Origin of the sequence: Microbacterium sp. SCN 69-37 (genome assembly GCF_001724435.1) — a bacterium.
Lineage (GTDB): Bacteria > Actinomycetota > Actinomycetes > Actinomycetales > Microbacteriaceae > Microbacterium > Microbacterium laevaniformans.
This window is the reverse complement of record NZ_MEEL01000051.1, coordinates 1-18,577: the sequence shown is the minus strand read 5'-3', so window position 1 is coordinate 18,577 and position 18,577 is coordinate 1. Positions and strand designations below refer to the sequence as shown.

At 73.0% G+C, this 18,577-nt stretch carries 13 protein-coding genes and 1 pseudogene; 1 reads left to right on the top strand and 13 read right to left on the bottom strand.

The features are described 5' to 3' along the window. The 11 genes and pseudogenes from ABS64_RS13530 to ABS64_RS13480 all read right to left on the bottom strand — a co-directional run. Positions 1-108, bottom strand: a pseudogene (locus ABS64_RS13530) (30S ribosomal protein S7); the annotation flags it as partial. Positions 109-113: 5 nt separating this feature from the next. Continuing rightward, positions 114-482, bottom strand: a complete 369-nt coding sequence (gene rpsL, locus ABS64_RS13525) for a 30S ribosomal protein S12 (protein WP_005050525.1) — start codon at positions 480-482, stop codon at positions 114-116. A gap of 291 nt (positions 483-773) precedes the next feature. Next, positions 774-2,510 carry an FHA domain-containing protein gene (locus ABS64_RS13520; RefSeq protein ID WP_292684192.1) on the bottom strand — a complete coding sequence of 579 codons (1,737 nt, stop codon included), beginning with the start codon at positions 2,508-2,510 and terminating at the stop codon, positions 774-776. After that, positions 2,507-4,948, bottom strand: coding sequence for a transglutaminase domain-containing protein (locus ABS64_RS13515; protein ID WP_292684190.1), 2,442 nt, complete (start codon positions 4,946-4,948; stop codon positions 2,507-2,509). Before ABS64_RS13515 ends, ABS64_RS13520 begins: the two co-directional genes overlap by 4 nt. Next, positions 4,945-6,294, bottom strand: a complete 1,350-nt coding sequence (locus ABS64_RS13510) for a DUF58 domain-containing protein (RefSeq protein ID WP_292684188.1) — start codon at positions 6,292-6,294, stop codon at positions 4,945-4,947. The genes ABS64_RS13515 and ABS64_RS13510 overlap by 4 nt, the downstream gene beginning before the upstream one ends. A gap of 23 nt (positions 6,295-6,317) precedes the next feature. Then, positions 6,318-7,283, bottom strand: a complete 966-nt coding sequence (locus ABS64_RS13505; protein WP_061680982.1) for a MoxR family ATPase — start codon at positions 7,281-7,283, stop codon at positions 6,318-6,320. Positions 7,284-7,298: 15 nt separating this feature from the next. After that, the gene (locus ABS64_RS13500) at positions 7,299-13,244 is read right to left on the bottom strand and encodes an Ig-like domain-containing protein (protein WP_292684185.1); all 5,946 of its coding nucleotides are present in this window, start codon (positions 13,242-13,244) and stop codon (positions 7,299-7,301) included. Beyond that, entirely contained in the window at positions 13,244-14,389 is a 1,146-nt protein-coding gene (locus ABS64_RS13495) for a serine/threonine-protein kinase (protein ID WP_292684183.1), read from the bottom strand. Before ABS64_RS13495 ends, ABS64_RS13500 begins: the two co-directional genes overlap by 1 nt. 128 nt (positions 14,390-14,517) lie before the next feature. After that, positions 14,518-15,183, bottom strand: coding sequence for a hypothetical protein (locus ABS64_RS13490; protein ID WP_061680977.1), 666 nt, complete (start codon positions 15,181-15,183; stop codon positions 14,518-14,520). Positions 15,184-15,235: 52 nt separating this feature from the next. Next, on the bottom strand, positions 15,236-15,721 hold the full coding sequence (locus ABS64_RS13485) for a hypothetical protein (RefSeq protein WP_292684179.1): 486 nt from the start codon (positions 15,719-15,721) through the stop codon (positions 15,236-15,238). Continuing rightward, positions 15,721-16,689 (bottom strand): ABC transporter, encoded by a 969-nt coding sequence (locus ABS64_RS13480; RefSeq protein ID WP_288120319.1) that lies wholly within the window; start codon positions 16,687-16,689, stop codon positions 15,721-15,723. The genes ABS64_RS13485 and ABS64_RS13480 overlap by 1 nt, the downstream gene beginning before the upstream one ends. 127 nt (positions 16,690-16,816) lie before the next feature. On the opposite strand from ABS64_RS13480, the gene ABS64_RS13475 reads away from it, so the two are divergent. After that, positions 16,817-17,470: a hypothetical protein gene (locus ABS64_RS13475; RefSeq protein WP_292684176.1), complete on the top strand. Its 654-nt coding sequence runs from the start codon at positions 16,817-16,819 to the stop codon at positions 17,468-17,470. Positions 17,471-17,480: 10 nt separating this feature from the next. Here ABS64_RS13475 and ABS64_RS13470 read toward each other — a convergent pair whose 3' ends face one another. Together ABS64_RS13470 and ABS64_RS13465 are read right to left on the bottom strand one after the other, a co-directional pair. After that, positions 17,481-18,092: a hypothetical protein gene (locus tag ABS64_RS13470; RefSeq protein ID WP_292684174.1), complete on the bottom strand. Its 612-nt coding sequence runs from the start codon at positions 18,090-18,092 to the stop codon at positions 17,481-17,483. A 179-nt stretch (positions 18,093-18,271) separates the two neighbouring features. Beyond that, positions 18,272-18,577 (bottom strand): hypothetical protein (locus tag ABS64_RS13465; RefSeq protein ID WP_292684172.1); only part of this gene is annotated, 306 nt, incomplete at its 5' end.

Sequence of the window (18,577 nt, the reverse complement as noted above, 5' to 3'; positions counted from 1 at the left end):
CTTCTTGCCGTCGACGAGGATCTTGTTCACCAGCTGGGTGACGATCGGAGCACCGTAGACCGGGTCGTTGACGACGACGCGGCGGGGTGCGGGTCCCTTGCGAGGCATCGGACTCAGCCCTTCTTGGCGCCGTAGCGGCTACGGGCCTGCTTGCGGTTCTTGACGGCCTGGGTGTCCAGGGCGCCGCGAACGATCTTGTAGCGGACACCGGGGAGGTCCTTGACACGGCCTCCACGGACGAGCACGAGCGAGTGCTCCTGCAGGTTGTGGCCCTCACCCGGGATGTAGGCCGTGACCTCGGTGCCGTTGCGAAGCTTGACACGGGCGACCTTGCGCATGGCCGAGTTCGGCTTCTTGGGCGTGGTCGTATACACGCGGGTGCAGACACCCGCCTGCTGCGGGTTCGCCTTCAGGGCGGGCGCCTTGGTCTTGGTGACCTTGGGCGTACGTCCCTTGCGAACCAACTGCTGAATGGTTGGCACGTTCTCTCCTTGTAAAGCTGTGCGGGCTCTCGCCTGCACAGGTGCTGCACGGTGACAGCGATGGTGGTTTCACCACAGATCCACCGGCACGGCGGATGCCGAGCATGGGTGGTGGATATGCCGTGGGGGCGGCCTGTTCGCAGACCGGTCCCGATCGTGTGCCGAACCCCGTCCGGATGCCGTGGCACGGCGGACGGCGCGCGTATACGCACACCCGGTCAATACTACGCCGTATGACGAACGCGGGCAAACGCGCCCGGTGAGTCGCGCCCTGCTCCCGCCGCGCTCGCCTCAGCGTTCGATGCGCGCGAGGTGGAACTCCTCGTCGCCGAGGAAGAACCGCTCCCCCGCGTCGATCTTCGAGCCCGGGTCCACCTCGACCTCCTCGCCCATGAAGGTGCGAACGAGCACGCCGTTCGTCGAGGCCAGATCGGTGATCGTCCAGACGTCGTCGTGCCGTTCGAGGCGGGCGTGGGTCTTGGACACGGTGAGAGCCTCGCCCGCAACGGCGATGAGCTGCGCTTTCGGGAAGGCCGTGTCGGCGGCCGGGCGGCGCCCGAGGATGACGACGTCTGCCGTGATCGCGACCGGCGCACCGGATGCCGGGACGAGCTGCCACACCGCCGCGCGGACCCGCCGCGTGATGACCGTCTGGTCGATGTCGTCGTCGGCGCTCTCGCCGCGGAGGTGCTGAGCGGCCACCGCGCCCGCGGCCGAACGCGGCGATCCTGCAGCCGGAGAGCCGATGACCGCCGACACCTCGCCCGACAGCTCCGGGAAGCCGTCGGGCTCGTTCGGAGCGACCGCGAACGCCGGCCACGGTCGCGCGCGGCGCAGCGGCGGCTCCGCCGCGTCGGGCGTGAGCCCACGCTCCCCCGCGGCGGGCGCGTCCGAGGAGCCCGCCTGGGAGCCGTCGACCGCGGAGTCGGACGCATCCGCGGCGGGTTCGGCCGGTACGCCGTGGGCGGCTCGGGCGGCTGCCGCGGCAGCGGAGACCCGGGGCGCCGGTGCCGGTGCATCCGCCGCCTCGCCGACGTCGTGCGGCGACGGCAGCGCGGTGCTGCGACGGCCCGGCACGAAGTCGATGGGGGCATCATCGGTGACCGGCGGCATCGCGTGGCGCCATCCGGCACCGGAGCTGGGCGGGAACGGGGAGGGCGCGATCGCCGAGACGTCATCGATCTCCGACGGCCAGGCCGCGTCGTCGTCAGCGGTGGCTTCCCCGGCGCGGACCGCGGCGGATGCCGATACGGGCGCCGGAGCGGGCGGACGGACCACGGCGGACGGCGGCGGCGACGACGTCGCGACGGGCTCGTCGAGCGCCTCGACGGCGAAGGTTCCCGCCTCGGGCCGTGCGGGGGCAGGTTCCGCGGGCGCCGGGGCGGCCGTCGACGGCGAGGCGGGCGGCACCGTCGTCTCCGGCGGGGTCCAGGCCGGCGCGGCGGCGGGAGCGGGAGGAGCGAAGAGCCGCGCCAGGTCGTCGTCGTCCTCGCGCACGTCGTCGGACGGTGCTGCCGGCTCCGCCACCGCGGCCGGCGGCAATGCAGAGACGACCGCGGCTTCCGGCGTCATCGGGGCGGGTTCGGCGAACACACCGCCGAGGCTCGCGCGAGTCTGTTCGCGGCGGTGCGCCGACATGCCGCCGGCGCGTGCGCCGAGCCACCGCGAGGGTCCGAAACCGAGGATGCTCGCCCAGACGACGAACAGCACCGCCGCGAGGACGGTCATGCCACTGCCGTATCCGAAGCCCGGATTGATCCGGTGAGCAGAGATGATCACCAGCACCCACAGCGCGATCGGCCCGAGCACCGGAAACAGCCCGATCAGGATGAGCCACGGACTGAACCCTCCCCACCCGAGCACGGTGGCGACGTTGAGGACGGGCACCCACCCCTTGTAGGGGGCCTCGCCCATCTTGCGGAACATCGCGGCCAGGGCCAGGGCGGTCCAGACGTACAGGGCGAGGCCCACCGCGAGGGCGACGAGGCCCAGCAGAGCGCCGACGGAGTCGCCGATGGGTGCGTTCATGCGGTGCGCCGCGGGCGCGAGGCCGCGCGGCTCCCCCTCTCGAAATGTGACCGGAACGATCGCGGGACGAACGATCTCAACGATACGGCTGCACGCAGCCGGCGCCACCTGCTCGTCGCGAGCGCAGCACGCTCGTCCTCGACGATCCGCCAGAACTCATCGGCCTCGTCGGGGGCCATCGGGCGGGCGGAGAACACCGCTTCGTCGGCGGTGCGCGCCAGCGCGCCCGCCGCCGGACGCGCGAGCGCTTGTGCGATCTCGGAGCGCGTGGCCGCGGGCGGTGTGCGACGGCCGGCGTCGGCGGCGGCGTCGAGGTACTCGTCCCATCCCCCGGCGATCGCGTCGGCGGGTCGGTCCTGGCGCCGTCGCCGTCGGCGGCGCAGGGCCTTGGCGATCATGATCGCCGCGAAGGGACCGGCGAGCGCGAGCAGAACCGCGAGGACGCCGCCGGTGATACCCAGCGTCGTCCACAGCCAGCGCAGGTCGAGGGGGTCGGGTCGGTCGGTCGGCGCGGCACTGTCCTCCTGCGCGGGACGCTGGGGCTGCACCTCGTCGACCCCGTCGGGGCGCACCGAGGTGGCGATCTGGGGGTCGGGCTGCTCGGTGCGCTCGGTGCGCGGCGGGCGCACGTGCTGAGGGGTGACGTCGACCGGGATCCAGTCTCCCGACGCGGCGCGCACCTCCACCCACGCCGAGACGTCGCCGGTGCGACACACCCCGCCGGCGCAGGTCGCGGCATCCGGGTCGCTCGACGTGAGGCGCGTGCCGACGACCACCCGCGCCGGAAAGCCCAGCTCACGGGCGATGAGGGCGACGGCGGCCGAGAACTGCTCGTCGTCGCCGACGGCGGCCGCGAGGTCGTCCGCGGCGACGGCGACGGGGTCGGCCTCGCGGGCCAGCAGCGCCGTGAACATGGCGTCGATACGCGCCAGCGAGTGTCCCGACGCGCTCGGTGCGAAGGTGTAGCCCGCCCCGAGCTGCTGCATCCAGGCGGCGCCGACAGCGGGCGGGCGCAGCGCGTGGCTCAGGTAGCCGCGCGAACGCAGCAGTGTGACCAGGCCGTCCAGGGCTGCACCGCCGGTGCCGACGGCATGCTGCTGCACCCAGGTGCGCAGGCTCGCCGGTGCCACCAGTTCGCTGCCGTCGGCGGCGGTCACCGACACTCCCGCCTGCCCCCCGGGAGCAGTGGCCGAAGACAGGGCGCTCACCGCCGGCGCGGCAGCGCGGAGACGGTAGGTGTCACCGGCGCTCCAGGGGGCCGTCTCGACCGCCGCCTCCCGTGCGCTGCTCACGTAGAAGCCGTCGGCCAGCACGGCGGCGCGCGGCCCGGCGAAGTCGACGGATGCCACGGCTCCGGCCGTCGGCATCCAGATGCCGTCCAGCGCGCCGATCGTCACCTCGGCGTCGATGGGAGCCCCCTCACCGAGGACGCGTGCCGCCGCAAGCCGCACGAACGGCTCGCCGGCCGGGTCGGTGCGCCAGACCGCGCCGTCGTAGTCGTCCAGGACAGCCAGTCGCACCCGGTCGGGAAGAGCGTCGCCGGTGACCCGGAACAGTTCTTCGTCGACGCGCGCGTCGGCGAACAGCGTCCGATACGAGCTCAACGGGCTGATCGCACGGGAGATCTCCTGCCGGGGTCCCGTCGCCTCGCGCAGCACGTCGCGCTGCGCCGGCACCGCCACCGCCGGCACCGAGACGGCGACGGCCGCGGCGACGACGACCATGCCGACGCCGAGCCCGAGCCGGCGCAGTCGCGCACCCGCTCCCCGCGCGGCGTCGCCGGCCACCCGCACGCGGGCTGCATCCGACGCCCGACGAAGGGCCTGCACACGCGCGGCGCGGCTGCGCCACGACAACCACAGCACGCCGCTGAGCAGCACTCCCGCTCCCACGGCCGTCTCGACCGGGGCAGGAAGGACGAGGGCGCCGATGACCAGCGGTGCGCTGACCTCGGTGCTGCCGAACAGCAGCCCGAATCCGGCCATCGCGATCGCGACGGGCACAGCGAGCACGGCGAGCACGTCTGTGCGCCAGCTCAGCAGCAGCACGCTGGCGGTACCGACGAGGAATACGACGAGCGCCGGCACCAGCAGGTTGCGATACGACCCGACCGGCAGGTCGACGGTGAGCAGGTCTTTCCATCCCCACAGAAGCCCCGCGGCGAGCTCTCCCAGTCCCTGGAGGAACGGTGCCGGCGCCCCCGCACGGGAGGGGACGGCCACGGGCACGCCGACCACGAGGAGTGCACCGGCGAGCAGCCCGGCGGCAGCCCAGCCGTTCCATCGCCGCCAGGCGATGAGGGCGGCGATCGCTCCCGCGAGAACGGATGCCGCAGCCACCAGCAGCAGGAACGACGCCGAGCGGTAGACCGGCCATGCCGCCACCGCCGCCAGCCCCACGGCGGCGAGCGCGTAGAGCGCACCGGCCACGACCCTCACGACCGGGCTCCGCGCAGGAGCAGTCCGGCGAGGTCCTCGAGCGCGCCGATGGTCACGACGGTGAGTGGACCGACCGTCTGTGCGCGCGGGTGGGCGCGCTCGTCGCAGCGGACGGCGATGACCGCGGCATCCATCGGAAAGGCCAGCGTCGCCAGGCGCAGCGCCGCGAGAGGCACGCCCGAGCCGGCGACGAGGACAGCGACCGAGAGCCGTTCGTTCGCTTCGGCGGTCAGCCGGCACACCTCGGGGAACGGCATCGTCTCGACGAGGCGATCGACGCCGCTGAAGCCGTCGAGCACGGCGCGCGGGGCGCTCGCGGCGATGTGTCGGATGGCGCGCAGGCGACCCCGCACGACGCGCGGGATCTCGGCACCGACGACGATGTCGAGGTCGCGCGCGTCGTGCACGGCCCGCAGCGCCAGGGAGGATGCCGCACTGACGGCGAGTTCGAACTCGTCGTCGGATGCGTATTCCGCGCTCGAGAGTCCCAGTACGACCGCCATCCGCGAGCGGCGCGACTCCTCGTACTGCCGGACCATGAGCCGGCCCGTCTTCGCCGTCGACTTCCAATGGATCTGTCGGCGGGCATCACCGGGCGCGTACTCGCGGATCGCGTGGAAGGACATGTCCGCATCGACGAGGCGCCGCGTCGCGCTGCCGTCGAGATCGCGGATGAGTCCCGCGCTGGTGGACGGCACGGTGACCGTGCGCGGGTGGACGAACAGCTCCTGCACCTCGTCGAAGGCGTGCTCGCGCCGCAGCAGACCGAGCGGGTCGGAGCGGATCGTCGTCGCGGGGCCGATGCGCACGATGCCGCGCCGCTGCGGCGGCAGATCCACCGCGTGCCGGGAGACCTCGTCGGCGGCGAGGAGCGGGATGCCGACCTCGACCAGACCGGGTCCGATCGGGATGTCGATGCGGCCCGGCAGCGCCGTGGTGCGCCCGATGTTGCGCACGGTGATGCCCGCCCGCGCCGCCGCCCCGGCGACGACGCGCTCCCGCTCGAGCACCACCCGCACCTCGTACGCGCGGGCTCCGAGCAAGAAGGGCAGGGCCATCACGAGCAGCACCGCCGCGGCCGCGCCGGCGACGAGCGCCTCGACCCATCCGAACGCGAGACCGGCGGCGAGGCCCACGGTCGACGTGAGCACGACCAGGGCCCCGGCGGGCCGGATCGTGGCACGAGACCAGGCGATGGCGGCGCGCACGGCCGAACGCCCGCTCGCCCAGGCGCGCGAGGCGCGGACGGCCGCGCCCACGAGGCGACGGCCGCGGCGCGCCGTGACCTCGGTCCGCTCGCCGGTGAGTCCGGTGGCCGAGGTGCGCGTGAGCCGGGTGTCGGTCACGGACGAGCGGCTCTCGACGCTGCTCACGCGCTGTCCCGGCGGGTGGGCGGCGGCACGTCGAGAAGGACCTGGCCGATGACCGCCTCGGGGGCCACACCGTCGAACTCGGCCTCCGCATGCAGGATCAGCCGGTGGGCGAGAACCGGGACGGCGAGACGCTTGACGTCGTCGGGAGTGACGTAGGTGCGACCGTGGGCGGCGGCGGTGGTGCGTGCGGCACGCGTCAGGGCGAGGGCCCCGCGGATGCTGACGCCGAGGCGCACCTCGTCAGCGGCTCGTGTCGCATCGACGAGCCGCGCGATGTAGTCGAGCACGAGCGCGTCCACGTAGACGTCAGCGGCCAGTTCGCTCATACCGACCAGCGCGCCCGGAGTGAGCACGGGCGCCAGCTCCGCGGTCGCGACCGCGGCGCGATCGAGGATGCGGACGGTCGCCGCATGATCGGGGTAGCCGAGCGCCGTGCGCAGCAGGAAGCGGTCGAGCTGGGCCTCGGGCAGTCGGTAGGTGCCGGCCTGCTCGACCGGGTTCTGCGTGGCGAGCACGAGGAAGGGGGCGCCGACGGCGCGCGTGACGCCGTCGATGGTCACGCTCCCCTCCTCCATCACTTCGAGCAGCGCGGCCTGCGTCTTCGGACTCGCGCGGTTGATCTCGTCGGCGAGGACGATGTTGGCGAAGATGGGGCCGGGGTGGAACTCGAACGCGCCGGTCTTCTGGTCGTAGACGGTGATTCCGGTGATGTCGCCCGGAAGCAGGTCGGGGGTGAACTGGATGCGGGTCGTCGTCCCCTGCACCGACTGGGCCACGGCGCGAGCGAGGGAGGTCTTCCCCGTGCCCGGCACGTCCTCGATGAGCACGTGTCCTTCGCTGAGCATGGCAGTCAGGATGAGCTCGACGACGTGACGCTTGCCGAGCACGGCGCGCTCGACGTTGTCGGCCAGTTGCGCGAAGGTCTGGGCGAACCAGGTCGCCTGCTCGGTGGTGATCGTCATGAGGACTCCGTCGGGTCAGCCGGCCGGGTTCGGCGCGGTGGAGGGCGTACAGCGTGTCGCGAGTTCTGCGCTCGCGGGGGCGAGGTTCCAGCCCTGCCCGGACCAGTCGACGACGACACGGATGCCGGTGACGCGCACGGCCTCCGCGGGCACCGTCCACGGGTCCGTGCCGGGAACCAGCAACGCGTCGTTCTTGTCGTAGTAGCGGATGCCGGTGGCATCGAACGTCACCGCGGCATCCGAGCCGCTCGATCCGGCGTTGCGGGAGAGCATCGTGCCACCGGTGCACGTGCCGAGCGACCACGAGGCCTGCACCTGATACGGCGCGCTGCCGGCAGCGGGGGTCACGTCGCCCCATGCCGACTGCCACCATCCGTCCTTGTGCTCGTAGCGCACCTCGATTCCGGGGTCTTTGTCGAACACGCTGCTCGGCAGTGCTCGGAAGACCACGTTGTTGTCGTTCGGCGGAGTCTCGGGCGACGTCGGCGTCTGATCGATCGTCCACGTGGCGCGACCCGAGGGGGTGTCGTCGCCGGCGACGTGGGCGGTGGGACCGACCACGAAGGTGTAGCCGGTGGGCGCAGCACCGCTCTGCACCGCGCGCACCGTGTCGGTGACGGTGGCCCGACCGAAGGAGCGGGAATCGAACCACGACTCCGCGCAGAGGGCGAAGGTGTACAGGCGCCCGTCCGGAAGACCGCGGAAGACGCGCTGTCCGCCGTCGTCGCTCGTGCGACAGCTGTCGACGGAGACCGGGGCGCCGTCCTGGCCGACGGGGCCGTCGAGACGCACGATGCCATAACGCACGCGGGCGCCGTCGCCCCCCGGCGTCGCCGTTCCCACCGCCGTGATGTCGACGCGGCCACCGCCGACGTTGACGGCCGTGAGGGTCAGCGCGCCCTGCGTCGGCGCACCGATGCCGTGCGCCGACACCGTCATGGAGCCGATGGCGGGGCCGGGCAGGCCCGGCGGGGCCGTGTACCTCGACAGCGGTGTGATCGTCACGTCGGTCGCCGTGTTCGCGCCCACGCGGAACGCGGGCACCGTGACGGTGGTCTGCGACGAGCCGACGGCGATCGTCTGCGTCTCGCCGACCGGACTGGTGATCCGCAGAGATCCGGTGTTCGCGGCATCCACGCCGGAGATCGCCAGCGACGCGACGCCGCCGTCGGCGCCGGCGACGACGGGGGCCGCAGTCGCACCCGTGGGAGCGGACGGCGGATCGTACGCCCACGCGGTCGTGCGCACGGCGGTGAGCGAGGAGCCCACCGCGTTCACCGCAACGGCCTCGTACGAGCGCTGCTCGCCGTTCGGGGCGCTGATCGGCGGGCAGATGCCCTGCGGCGTGCACACGGCCACGCGCTGGCCGGCCTGGCGGACCTCGAACCCGGTGAGCGCGGGGTAAGCGGCCTGCGCGGGCCCCGGATCGACCCGGAGGGTGAGCGAGCCGTCCGCGTAGGCGGACTGCGCCACGCTCGCCGGGGCCTTCGGGTAGCCCTGCAGGTCGAGCAGGATCCGTCCGTCTCGGACGCTCGCGCTCTGGCGCCCCTGGGCGTCGCGGACGGTGAAGCTCGCCGCGCACGTCGCACCGGGCGCATCCGAGGTCCACGTCGCGGAGACACGGCTGGGCGAGACCACCGCGAAGCTCACTCCGGTGCAGACACCGGCCGGGGCGACCGAGACGACCTGCAGCGGCGTACCCGGCAGCGGGTTGACCTCGCCGGCCGAACCAATGACGTCGATCGTGCACGACGAGCCCGATGCCTGGCTGCACTGCTGCTGCACCGAACCGCCCTGCGGCAGCGTGGACGGGGCGGCGCCGACCCGCAGGGAGATCCGCGCCGGGGCGACACCCGGGTGGGAGGTCACCTGGACGACGACGCTCTCGATCGTGCCGGGGGCGGCCGCATCGCGGCCTCGAACGCTCAGCTGCGCGCCCTGCAGCGCGAGGTCGAAGGATGCCGGGGTCCCGTCGACGCGGTAGACGATCGCCTCGGGGCGCCCTTGCCAGGTGGTCATCGCGCCGAGGTCGAAGACCTGGGTGTCGCCCGGCGCGACCTCGAGCGCGGCCGGCGACAGCCGCGGCTGCGGGGCGATCGGGGTCACCACGACCGGGATGGCCAGGACGGTCCAGGCCGGCTGACCGGCCAGGCGTACGAGCACCCGGCAGGTGTCCGTCCACGGCGCGTCCGCGCCGGCCGCGTAACGCAGGGTGGTTCCGCCGACGGCGGTGCACGATGCCCCGGGCCGCGCGCCCGAGGCGCGGGTCTCGCCCGACAGCTCCAGGGCGCGACCGCGCGGCACCGTGATGAGCGCGGCGAGGTCGACATCGGCCTGCGCGTTCTCGCCGACGGTGAGCGGGGGCGCCCCGGCACGCAGCGCCAACGGCGTATCGGCGGCGGCCGGGATCCTCAGGAACGCGTACGTCGTCACCGGCCCGGCGGACGTCTGCCCCGTGACCGAGAAGGGGATCACGTAGGCGCGGTCGTCGACGGTGCCCACCAGGCGCGTCCCCTCGACGGTGATGCCGTCCATCGGTGCCCAGAGCCCGACCGACAGGTCGCCCGTGTCGCCTCCGGACCACAGCACCTTGCCGGAGAGCACGTCGATGCCTCGCGCCAGATCGGCGCGTCCGTCGGCGCCGAGCACGGTGTCGGAGACGACCGGGAAGTCGGCGACGCGCTGGGCGACCACCCGCACGACGATGAGGCCGCGGGCGGTGTTTCCGGCCGAGGAGACCACGTCGTAGAGGAACGACATCGTCCCGGGTGTCGGTCCCGCCGCGATCGTGACCGTGTCGTCGCTCTGCGACACGAGTCGCTGTTGCAGACGAGTGAACTCCGCCGTCGGCGACCCGTCCAACGCGAACTGAGGCACGTCGGGGCGCACCCGCTGCAGGGTCAGCGTGCCTTGCAGGGGGTCGATGTCATTGGCGAGGGGATGCACGCGCAGCACGTTGCCGTCACCGGCTTGCACCTGCACGTAATCGGTGTAGGTGATGGGGGCAGGACTGGCATCGCCGCTCAGCACCCCGACGCGGACGGTTCCGACGCCCGCGGCGCCGGACGGGTCCACCACCCGGTAGGTGAACGTGTCCTGCCCCGAACTCCCGGCATCGCTGGAGTAGACGATGGACGCACCGTCGGCGGAGATGACGGCCGAGCCGTGCGCGGGCTGATCGACGATGCGATCCAGACGCACGACGTCGCCGTCCGGATCCATCCCGAAGCCGTCGAACGCGATGACCGTGGACAGTCCGCTGAGCACCCGCCCCGAGAGCGTCCGCGGCAGGGGGTCGCGGTTCGCTCCGTCGCCGACCACAATCAGGTGCACCGTGGCGGTGTCGCCGAGCGCCGGTGCGCCGGTCGTGAACGCCCGATAGGAGATCGTGACGTCCCCCGGCGTCGTGGGAGCCAGCACCCGCAGCACATCGCCGGCGGCGAAGGCGAGGACGTCGGGGCGCGAGGCGACGATCGACTCCGGGTCCAGGCGAGGGCGGGTGCCGACCGCAGCGACGTCGTTGTCCAGCACCGGGATGTCGATCTGCGCGCCCGCGCGCACGACGGCACGATCGTCGACGGCGATCGGCGCCTGCTCGGCGGCGGGCGGCAGCAGGTACACCGTCGCTTCACCGGTGATGGCCGAACCCTCGTCGGTCGTGCCGTCGCCGACCCGGTACGAGACGGTTCCCAGCAGACCCGACTCGCCGGATGCCGTCGAGCCCGACACCCGCAGCTGGCTCTGGGCCACGACGTCGGCCGACAGGGACGCACCGGTGACCGGTCGGATGACGAGATCGCTGAGCAGCAGCACCCGCCGGGTGGGGTTGGTGACCGCGGCCAGGACGTCGACGGTGGCATCGGCCTGCGGACGGACGAAGGCGACGACCGGCGAGGTGGACAGGTCGGCGGGCCCGCCGGGGTCGAGCAGCGTGAGTCGGACGGTGCCGGTGGCCTCGTGCCCTCCCGAAGACACCGTGACGGCGACACGGTAGGCGCCCGGCGACGCCGCGACGACATCGAACGTGGTCGAGCCGCCGACGACGGTCGCGGTGGCCGCCGCATCATCGAGCACGCGCGCCGCGGTGAGCGTCAGGTCGCCGGTGGTGCCCGTGACGTGCGGGGCGACGTCGACCGACACGCGCGAGCCCGCCACGTCGACGACCGCGAACGACTGCAGGGCCGGCTGCGCGTCGCCCCGGATCCGCACGACGAGCTGCCGGGTCGCGGTCGCGCCGCGGACGTCGGCGACGGTCACCGTGATCGACTCGGCCTGCTCGCCGGCCACCCCGGCGTCGCGGTGCTGGAACACGACGCCGCCCTCCGGGGTGGTGGCGACCTCGCCGAGACCGGAGTCGTCGCTCGCCGACAGGAGCAGAACGGGGTCGCCTTCCGGGTCCACCCAGTCGCCGAGCACGGGAACGGTCACCGTGCCTCCGGGAGCCACCTCGGGGCTCGGCCAGTCCTGGCGGCACCCCTCGACGCCGCACCACACCGGGGCGGAGTTCTCGTCCTCCGCCGCGACGCGCAGCGTCACCGTCGCCGGCGGCGAAACGAGCCCGTCCGCCGTCGTGCCGTCGGTGACCGCATAGCTGAACGTCCCCGATCCCGTCGCTCCGGGGGCGACCCGCACCGCAAGGCGCTGGCGGTCGTCGGTGGTGGTCACGGTGCCGAAGGCGGGGTCGAGGCCGGTGACCGATGCCGGGTCGACGGCGAGGACGTCATCGTTGGGATCGTGATCGTTCAGCAGGACCGGAAGGCTCACGAGGGCACCCGGCCGCACGCCGAACGCATCGTTCTCGGCGACCGGAGGGCGCGGGTCGATGATGGGCGGCGGCTTCTGGTCCGACGTCTTCGGCGCCGTCTTCACCTCGTCCTCGATGTCCCAGTTCTGGCTGGAGGGCAGCAGGCGCCCTTCCGGGACGGACCAGACCCACCCTGATCGCGCATCGTTGAGGATCACGCTGTCGCCGGCATCCACGAAGACGGGGCGACGCTGGGAGCCCAGACCCTGCCCGCCGTAGTCCAGTGGCACATCCCCTCCGGTGGAGGTCCACAGGGTGCCCCCGCGCGTGCCCTCGGCGAGCCACGCGGCGCTGATGACGCCGCCGCGACTGACCGGACGGGCGGGGGTGCCTCGCGAGGTGGTGCTGTCACCGAAGATGCGCTCGGCCGCGACCGCGGAGACCGGAATGCGCACCAGACCCGTGTCGTCGGCGACGTAGACGGCATCGCCGTCCACCGCCGGTCGACTGACCGCGATGGTGCCCGTCAGCGAGATCGTGCCCGTCCCACGGCTCGTCCAGAACCGTCCCGCACCGCTGCCGGCAGTGTCCAGGAGCACCCAGTCATCGCCGGCGGCAGTGAGAACGGGGCGCTCCACCGTGGCCGCGACCTTGTCGGCGGCGGCGACCCTTCCCGAGGCGAGGTCGATCCGCGAAACCGTGCCGGCCGACGCCGAATAGCTGAAGACCACGCCCGACGATGCGGCCGCGACGGCGGCGGCGGCCGGAACATCGATCGGCGCGGCGGGTCCGGCCGAGAGCCGCCCCGCGAAGACCGCCCCCGCATCGGTGCGATAGGCCACGACGTCACCGGAGGCGTCGATGTCGGCCGTCCCGGCGGGCGCGGGCGTCGCGGTGCGCAGCCCCTCGGCGTCGAGATCGACCGGTGCGGCGTCGTCGATGCGCTCGACCTTGGCGTCGTTGTCAGTGAACATGTACGCACCGTCGGCGGAGGTCACGATCCGACTCGGATTGCTGACGGCGCGCACCGTGTCGATCTCTCCGATCGCGGTGTTCACGCGCGCGTAGCGCAGCGTGTCGGCCTGCAGAACCCACGCGGAGCTCTGCGACGGCGGGGTGCGCTGCGCGTCCAGCCCTGGCCACACCACGCTGACACCGGCGATCAGCGCCGCCGTCGCGCCCGCGGCGGCGAGACCGACGATGCTGCCCCGCCTCATCAGCGCATCACCGTCCACAGCGCCGCGGCCGCGGCCAGCAGTCCGCCGCCCACGACGAGGGCGCCGACGATCGAGAGCGCGATGGCCCGCGGTGACCACAGCGCACGCGGTGCGAAGGCGCTCAGCCCCGTCGCGTCCTCATCCCCGCTGGGGGTGCGTCGGGCCGTGGGATCCGCCGTGGCGCGCCGACGCCCCTCCGCGACGCGGCTGCGTGCGGGCCCGCGCGCCGACACGTCGGTGAAGTCGATCGCGTCGGATGCCGGCATCCACTCCTCCGTCGGCACCTCCAGCGCCGTGGGCGCGATCCCGGCCGCGCGCTGCACCTCGCGGACGGCCTCGCCGAACTCCCGCGCCGAGGCGTACCGGCGGTCGGGGTCTCGGGTCATCGCCGTCGCGAGGACCTGCTGCAGCGCGTCGGGAACATCCGGACGGGCGATCGGCACGAACGTCGCCCGTGCGATGCGGCGACGCATCAGCTCGCGGGTGTTCTGATCCTTCTCGCGCCTCTCGAACGGGCTGTGCCCGGCCAGCAGCGAGTACACGGTCGCGCCCAGGCTCCACACCTCGCTCGCGATCGTGCCGCCGCTGTGCTCGGCGACGACCTCCGGCGCGCTCCACGGGATCGACATCGCGAGGACGTCGGATGCCGCGCTGCGCTGCAACGACGCGGAGATGCCGAAGTCGGCCAGCACCGCCGACCCGAAACTGGTCACCAGGATGTTGCTCGGCTTGATGTCGCGGTGGATCAGCCCCGCCCGGTGCGCCGACTCGAGCGCACCGGCCAGACGTACGGCGACGGCCATCACCTCGTCCACCGGCATCCGCTCGATCCGGTAGCGCTGCGCGAGCGAGCCCGGACAGTACTCCATCACGATGTACGGCCGTCCGTCGGCGGAGATTCCGGCCTGGTAGACCGTGACGATCGCCGGGTGCGCCGACAGATGCGCCAGCACGTCCGCCTCGGCGTTGAACATGCGCAGCAGGTCGGGGTCACGCTCGCCGGCCGGCAGCACCTTCACGGCGACCGCGCGTCGCGGCATGTCCTGTTGATAGAGGAAGACGTCGGCGAAGCCGCCGGATCCCAGCGGACGCACGTAATCGAGCCCCGGCAGCTGCGGCGGCGCAGACGGGAGCCTGCGCGTCATGGCACCCCTCAGTCATCTCGCGACCCCATCCCCGACGACGTCGGGAACCCGGCCATGCTAACAAAGCCACCTCGACACACCGCGACGCCCGCTCCGCCCCGCTTCGCCTCCAGGCGAGCCGGGGCGAGTCAGAGCTCGGGAAGTCCGGGGTCGCCGTTCGGCTCGAACGGCGCATCCAGCGAACGGGTGAGCTCCTCGAGCATGGCGGCGATCTGCGGCTCGACGTACTGCGCGATGGCGGCCTGGATGCGGAGGCGATGGTGCAGCAGCACGGCGCAGACCTCGCGACCCACCATGTTGGCGTAATCGTCGGCCAGTCCGACCTCTTGGCGGAGGGCCGCCTTCGCATCATCGCTGAGCGGCGGCAGGGCCGGGATGTCGGCGTCCTCCTGTTCCGCGAGCCCGCCGATCGTGAAGAGGAACGGCGCCCCCGGCACCGGATCCGGATCGAGGGGAAGTCCCTCGAACTCGGGGTCGAGCCCTTCCGCGGGGCGGTAGCTGCGCGCCCGGTTGCGGGCGGCCTGCTGGTCGAGCTCGGCCTGCAGCATCGGGAGGTTGCGCGACGTGTACTCCGCGACGGCATGATCGACGATCGTCTTGATGCGGGTGGAGAGCCCGTGCTGCACACCGTGCGGAACATCCGCCCCCAGGCCCGCGGCCGACAGCACCGGCGAGCCGAAGCAGCGGCGGCACGGCGCGACGCGCCCGCGGTGGGTGGCGGGCTCCCAGCGCGGCAGCCAGCGCAGCCAGGCGTCCACCGCCTGGCTGACCTGGGTCTCGATCGACCGCTCCACGGGTCCATTGTTGCGGCATCCGCGCCGATCGCGGGGGATTTCCGGCCACGACTCAGTCGTCGTCGCGCTCCCACGGCCAGCGAGGCCGTTCGGCGGCGGTGCGCACGAGCGCGATCGCCCCCCATCCACCCACCAGCGCGGCGGCGGCCAGCACGACGGCGAACCACGAGGTCGCGAATGCGCCCACAGCGGCCACGATGCGCGCGCCGTCCACTCCCGAGAGCACACCGCCGGCCAGTACACCGAACAGGTAGGCGAGCACCGTCGCCACCGTCACGATCGCCGCGCTGCCGTATCGCCCGCGCTCGGGGCGGACGGCGAACCAGGTCGACAGGGCGAAGGCGCCGACGGCGAACGCGCCCCCGACGATGCCGGGCAGCTGCCCCAGCCCGGAGACCGGCAGCACCTCCGCGCCCGTGAACAGGCTGAGCATCCCGAACCCGCCGATCAGCAGGGCGAAGAACCCCACGACGGCGAACGCGGTGGCCACCGGCGGGGTGAGTCCGCCTGCGCCACCGCGTCCGCGCGGATCGGTCATCAGCTCTGGTGCAGCCTCGGGCCCGCCTCGAGCGTGCGCTCGTACTCGCGCTGCGCCTCGTCATTCAGCTCGGTGACGCGCTTGCCGCGAGCCGCGACCCACGCGCCGAACCAGATCGTGAGCTCACGGCCGAGCACGAAGGCCACGATCGCGAGCGGGGCGAGCAGCTGCCCCTGAATGAGGTCGGCACCCTGCCGCGCGGTGAGCGTCCAGAACGGCGCCTGGAACAGCTGGCCGAGGAGGTGCCCCGCGTAGGCGACGACGCCGACGAGAAGGCCGAAGATGACCCAGTGGCCCCAGCGTCCACGATTGATGACGGCACCGAGCAGCCAGAAGCCGATGAAGAAGACGACGACCGGCACCCACAGCCACCACGACTGCACCGCAGCCAGCGCGGCGGTGCCCACGTTGGCACCCGTCACCTCGCCCCGGATGGCCTGCAGGCCGAGCGCGGCGCCGAGGTACAGGACGCCGAAGGCCACCGCCGCCAGCAGGCCGATCGCGCCCGCAGCGCCACGGTTGCCGCGCAGACGCGGCGGCTCGGGAGCCTGCACGAAGATCGGCTGCGGGGCGGGGGCCGCGGCCGGGACGACCGGCACGACCGGCTCCGCGACGACGACGGTCTCCGCAGAAGACGAATAGGCGCCCGGAACGTACGTCTCGTCGACCGGATCGTCGGCGAAGGAGGATCCGTAGACCGGTTCCGTGTGCGTGGCGGGCGTCGACTCCGCGCGCGCCGGCTCGGCGACCACGGGCTGCGGCGCCTGCTCGGACGCGGCCGACGCGGACGTGTGGACAGCGTCGGCGGCCTCGGCATCCGCTGTCGAGGGCGCATCGACGGCGGCCTCGCGAGAGGCGGCTTCGGCGTCGGCGAGCCCCGCATGGGCACTCGCGACGGCCTCATCGACCGACGTGGTCTCGACCGGGGTGTTCTCCTCGATCGGTTCGCCGTACTTGGGGTCGCTCATGGCGTGTGCTCCTCACGCGGGACGTGTGCCGCCGCACAGCGAGCGTAACGCCGGGATGGGGCACCGACGCGGAGCCATGCCGACGTGTCTCGACGCCCGTGCCGCGCGCGCCGCTTATCGTGAGGCCATGACGTCACGCCGACTCGCCGCCCTCGGGATCACGCTGCTCGCGGCGCTCGCGCTGACCGCCTGCGCCGGCACGCCCGACACCATCGGGACGAGCGCGTCCGCCCCGGCGTCGCCTGCCGCACCGACGCCGGCGATGACACTCGCTCCGTTCCCGATGGGCCCGGCCACCTCGACGACGCCGCTGCCGTCGAACCTGCCGCAGGGATGCCGGGACATCCTGACCGCGAGCGTCCTGCAGGAGCTCGACGGCGTGCCGCTGAACGCGGAGGGGATGGGCGGCGGCATCCGCAGTGACAGCACGCGCGTGTGCGTCTGGGGCGAGCCGGGCGCGGTCGGCACTCGCCTCGTGACCCTCATCGGGTACGCCCCCGACCAGCCGGCTCGCGACGCGCTCTACGCCCTCGGCAACGACGGCTACACGTGCTACGAGCCGCACGGCGGCATCCGCTGCGAGAAGACCTGGCAGTCCGCGACCCTCCCGGTGCAGGAGGGGCGCACCCTCTTCTACCGCGACGGTGTCATCGTCGACACCCAGTACTCGAATCTCGCCCCCGCGGGCTACACCGACGCCATCATCGACGCCCTCTGGCCGCCCGCCGGGTCCGTGCCGCGGACGCCGGCACCCGCCCCCAGCCCCTCGGCGACGCGGTAGCGGTGCGCGGTCAGCCCCAGACGCGCTTCGCGATGCGGCTCACGTAGTCCGAGGGGTGCCAGCCACGCTCGCTCGTCGACAGCCACCGGCCGCCGCCGGCTTCGATCGTCTCCGTCAGGTCGCCGTCGGTGCGCGTGCAGCGTGTGCGCTCGCCCTGCGATGAACAGGTGAACCCCGCCGCGGGCAGCGCCGCGGCGGCGATGGGCCCGGCATCCGTCGGGACATCCGCGAGCGTCGTGGTCACGGTGCCGGCGTCGGCGCGCCATGCACAGGTGAACACGACCCGCGGTCGCAGGGCGTCGACCAGCTGCGTCGCGGTGGTCATCGGTGCGTCCGACGATGCCGTCAGCCCGGCAGCCCCAGGGGCGAAGGTCAGCGTGGCGTCGAGCGCCTCGTCGTAGAGGTCGGCGCAGCGGGCGGGCACGCCATCGACGGAGGCGGCCTTCCCGGTCGCCTCCGCGGCCGGAGTCGACGTGGACGAGCGCCCGGCCGCTTCTGTGAGCCAGGACACGGATGCCGGGATCATCGGAATCGCGAGGAACGCCAGCACGCCGACGGTCGCCGCACACGCGACACCGACGACCCACGCGAACGCCGCGCTTCTTCCTCCGACCCGAGCCATGCGCTCAGGCTATCTCCGCGCCCCCACGCACCCGCCGCGCCCTCCCGCGAGCCGCCAAGATCTGCCCGAGCCGCCATGTTCCGGCGCGCCAGATCATGGCGGCTCGCGCGGAACGTGGCGGCTCGCGGAAATGGGAAAGGGCCCCGGGGACGTGTGTCCCCGGGGCCCTTTGGCCTCGATCAGTTGTAGGTGCCGGGCGTGAAGTCGTCCGTCGAGAAGCTGTCGAAGTCGACGTAGCTCAGGTCGGCGTCGCTGTACGCGCCGTCCGAGGCGAAGATGCGGTTGGGGTACCGCTCGCTCTTGGCCTCCTCCGTCGCCTCGACCACGACGTTGCGGTACTTCGCAAGGCCGGTGCCGGCGGGGATGAGCTTTCCGATGATGACGTTCTCCTTGAGGCCGACGAGCGGGTCGCTCTTGCCCTCCATGGCCGCCTGCGTCAGGACGCGGGTGGTCTCCTGGAACGATGCCGCCGACAGCCACGACTC

Excerpts from the sequence above, each read along its gene's own strand:
- ABS64_RS13520 (WP_292684192.1), bottom strand. The coding sequence starts at position 2,510 with ATGAACGCACCCATCGGCGACTCCGTCGGCGCTCTGCTGGGCCTCGTC.
- ABS64_RS13505 (WP_061680982.1), bottom strand. The coding sequence starts at position 7,283 with ATGACGATCACCACCGAGCAGGCGACCTGGTTCGCCCAGACCTTCGCG.
- ABS64_RS13500 (WP_292684185.1), bottom strand. The coding sequence starts at position 13,244 with ATGAGGCGGGGCAGCATCGTCGGTCTCGCCGCCGCGGGCGCGACGGCG.
- ABS64_RS13495 (WP_292684183.1), bottom strand. The coding sequence starts at position 14,389 with ATGACGCGCAGGCTCCCGTCTGCGCCGCCGCAGCTGCCGGGGCTCGAT.
- ABS64_RS13485 (WP_292684179.1), bottom strand. The coding sequence starts at position 15,721 with ATGACCGATCCGCGCGGACGCGGTGGCGCAGGCGGACTCACCCCGCCG.
- ABS64_RS13480 (WP_288120319.1), bottom strand. The coding sequence starts at position 16,689 with ATGAGCGACCCCAAGTACGGCGAACCGATCGAGGAGAACACCCCGGTC.
- ABS64_RS13475 (WP_292684176.1), top strand. The coding sequence starts at position 16,817 with ATGACGTCACGCCGACTCGCCGCCCTCGGGATCACGCTGCTCGCGGCG.
- ABS64_RS13470 (WP_292684174.1), bottom strand. The coding sequence starts at position 18,092 with ATGGCTCGGGTCGGAGGAAGAAGCGCGGCGTTCGCGTGGGTCGTCGGT.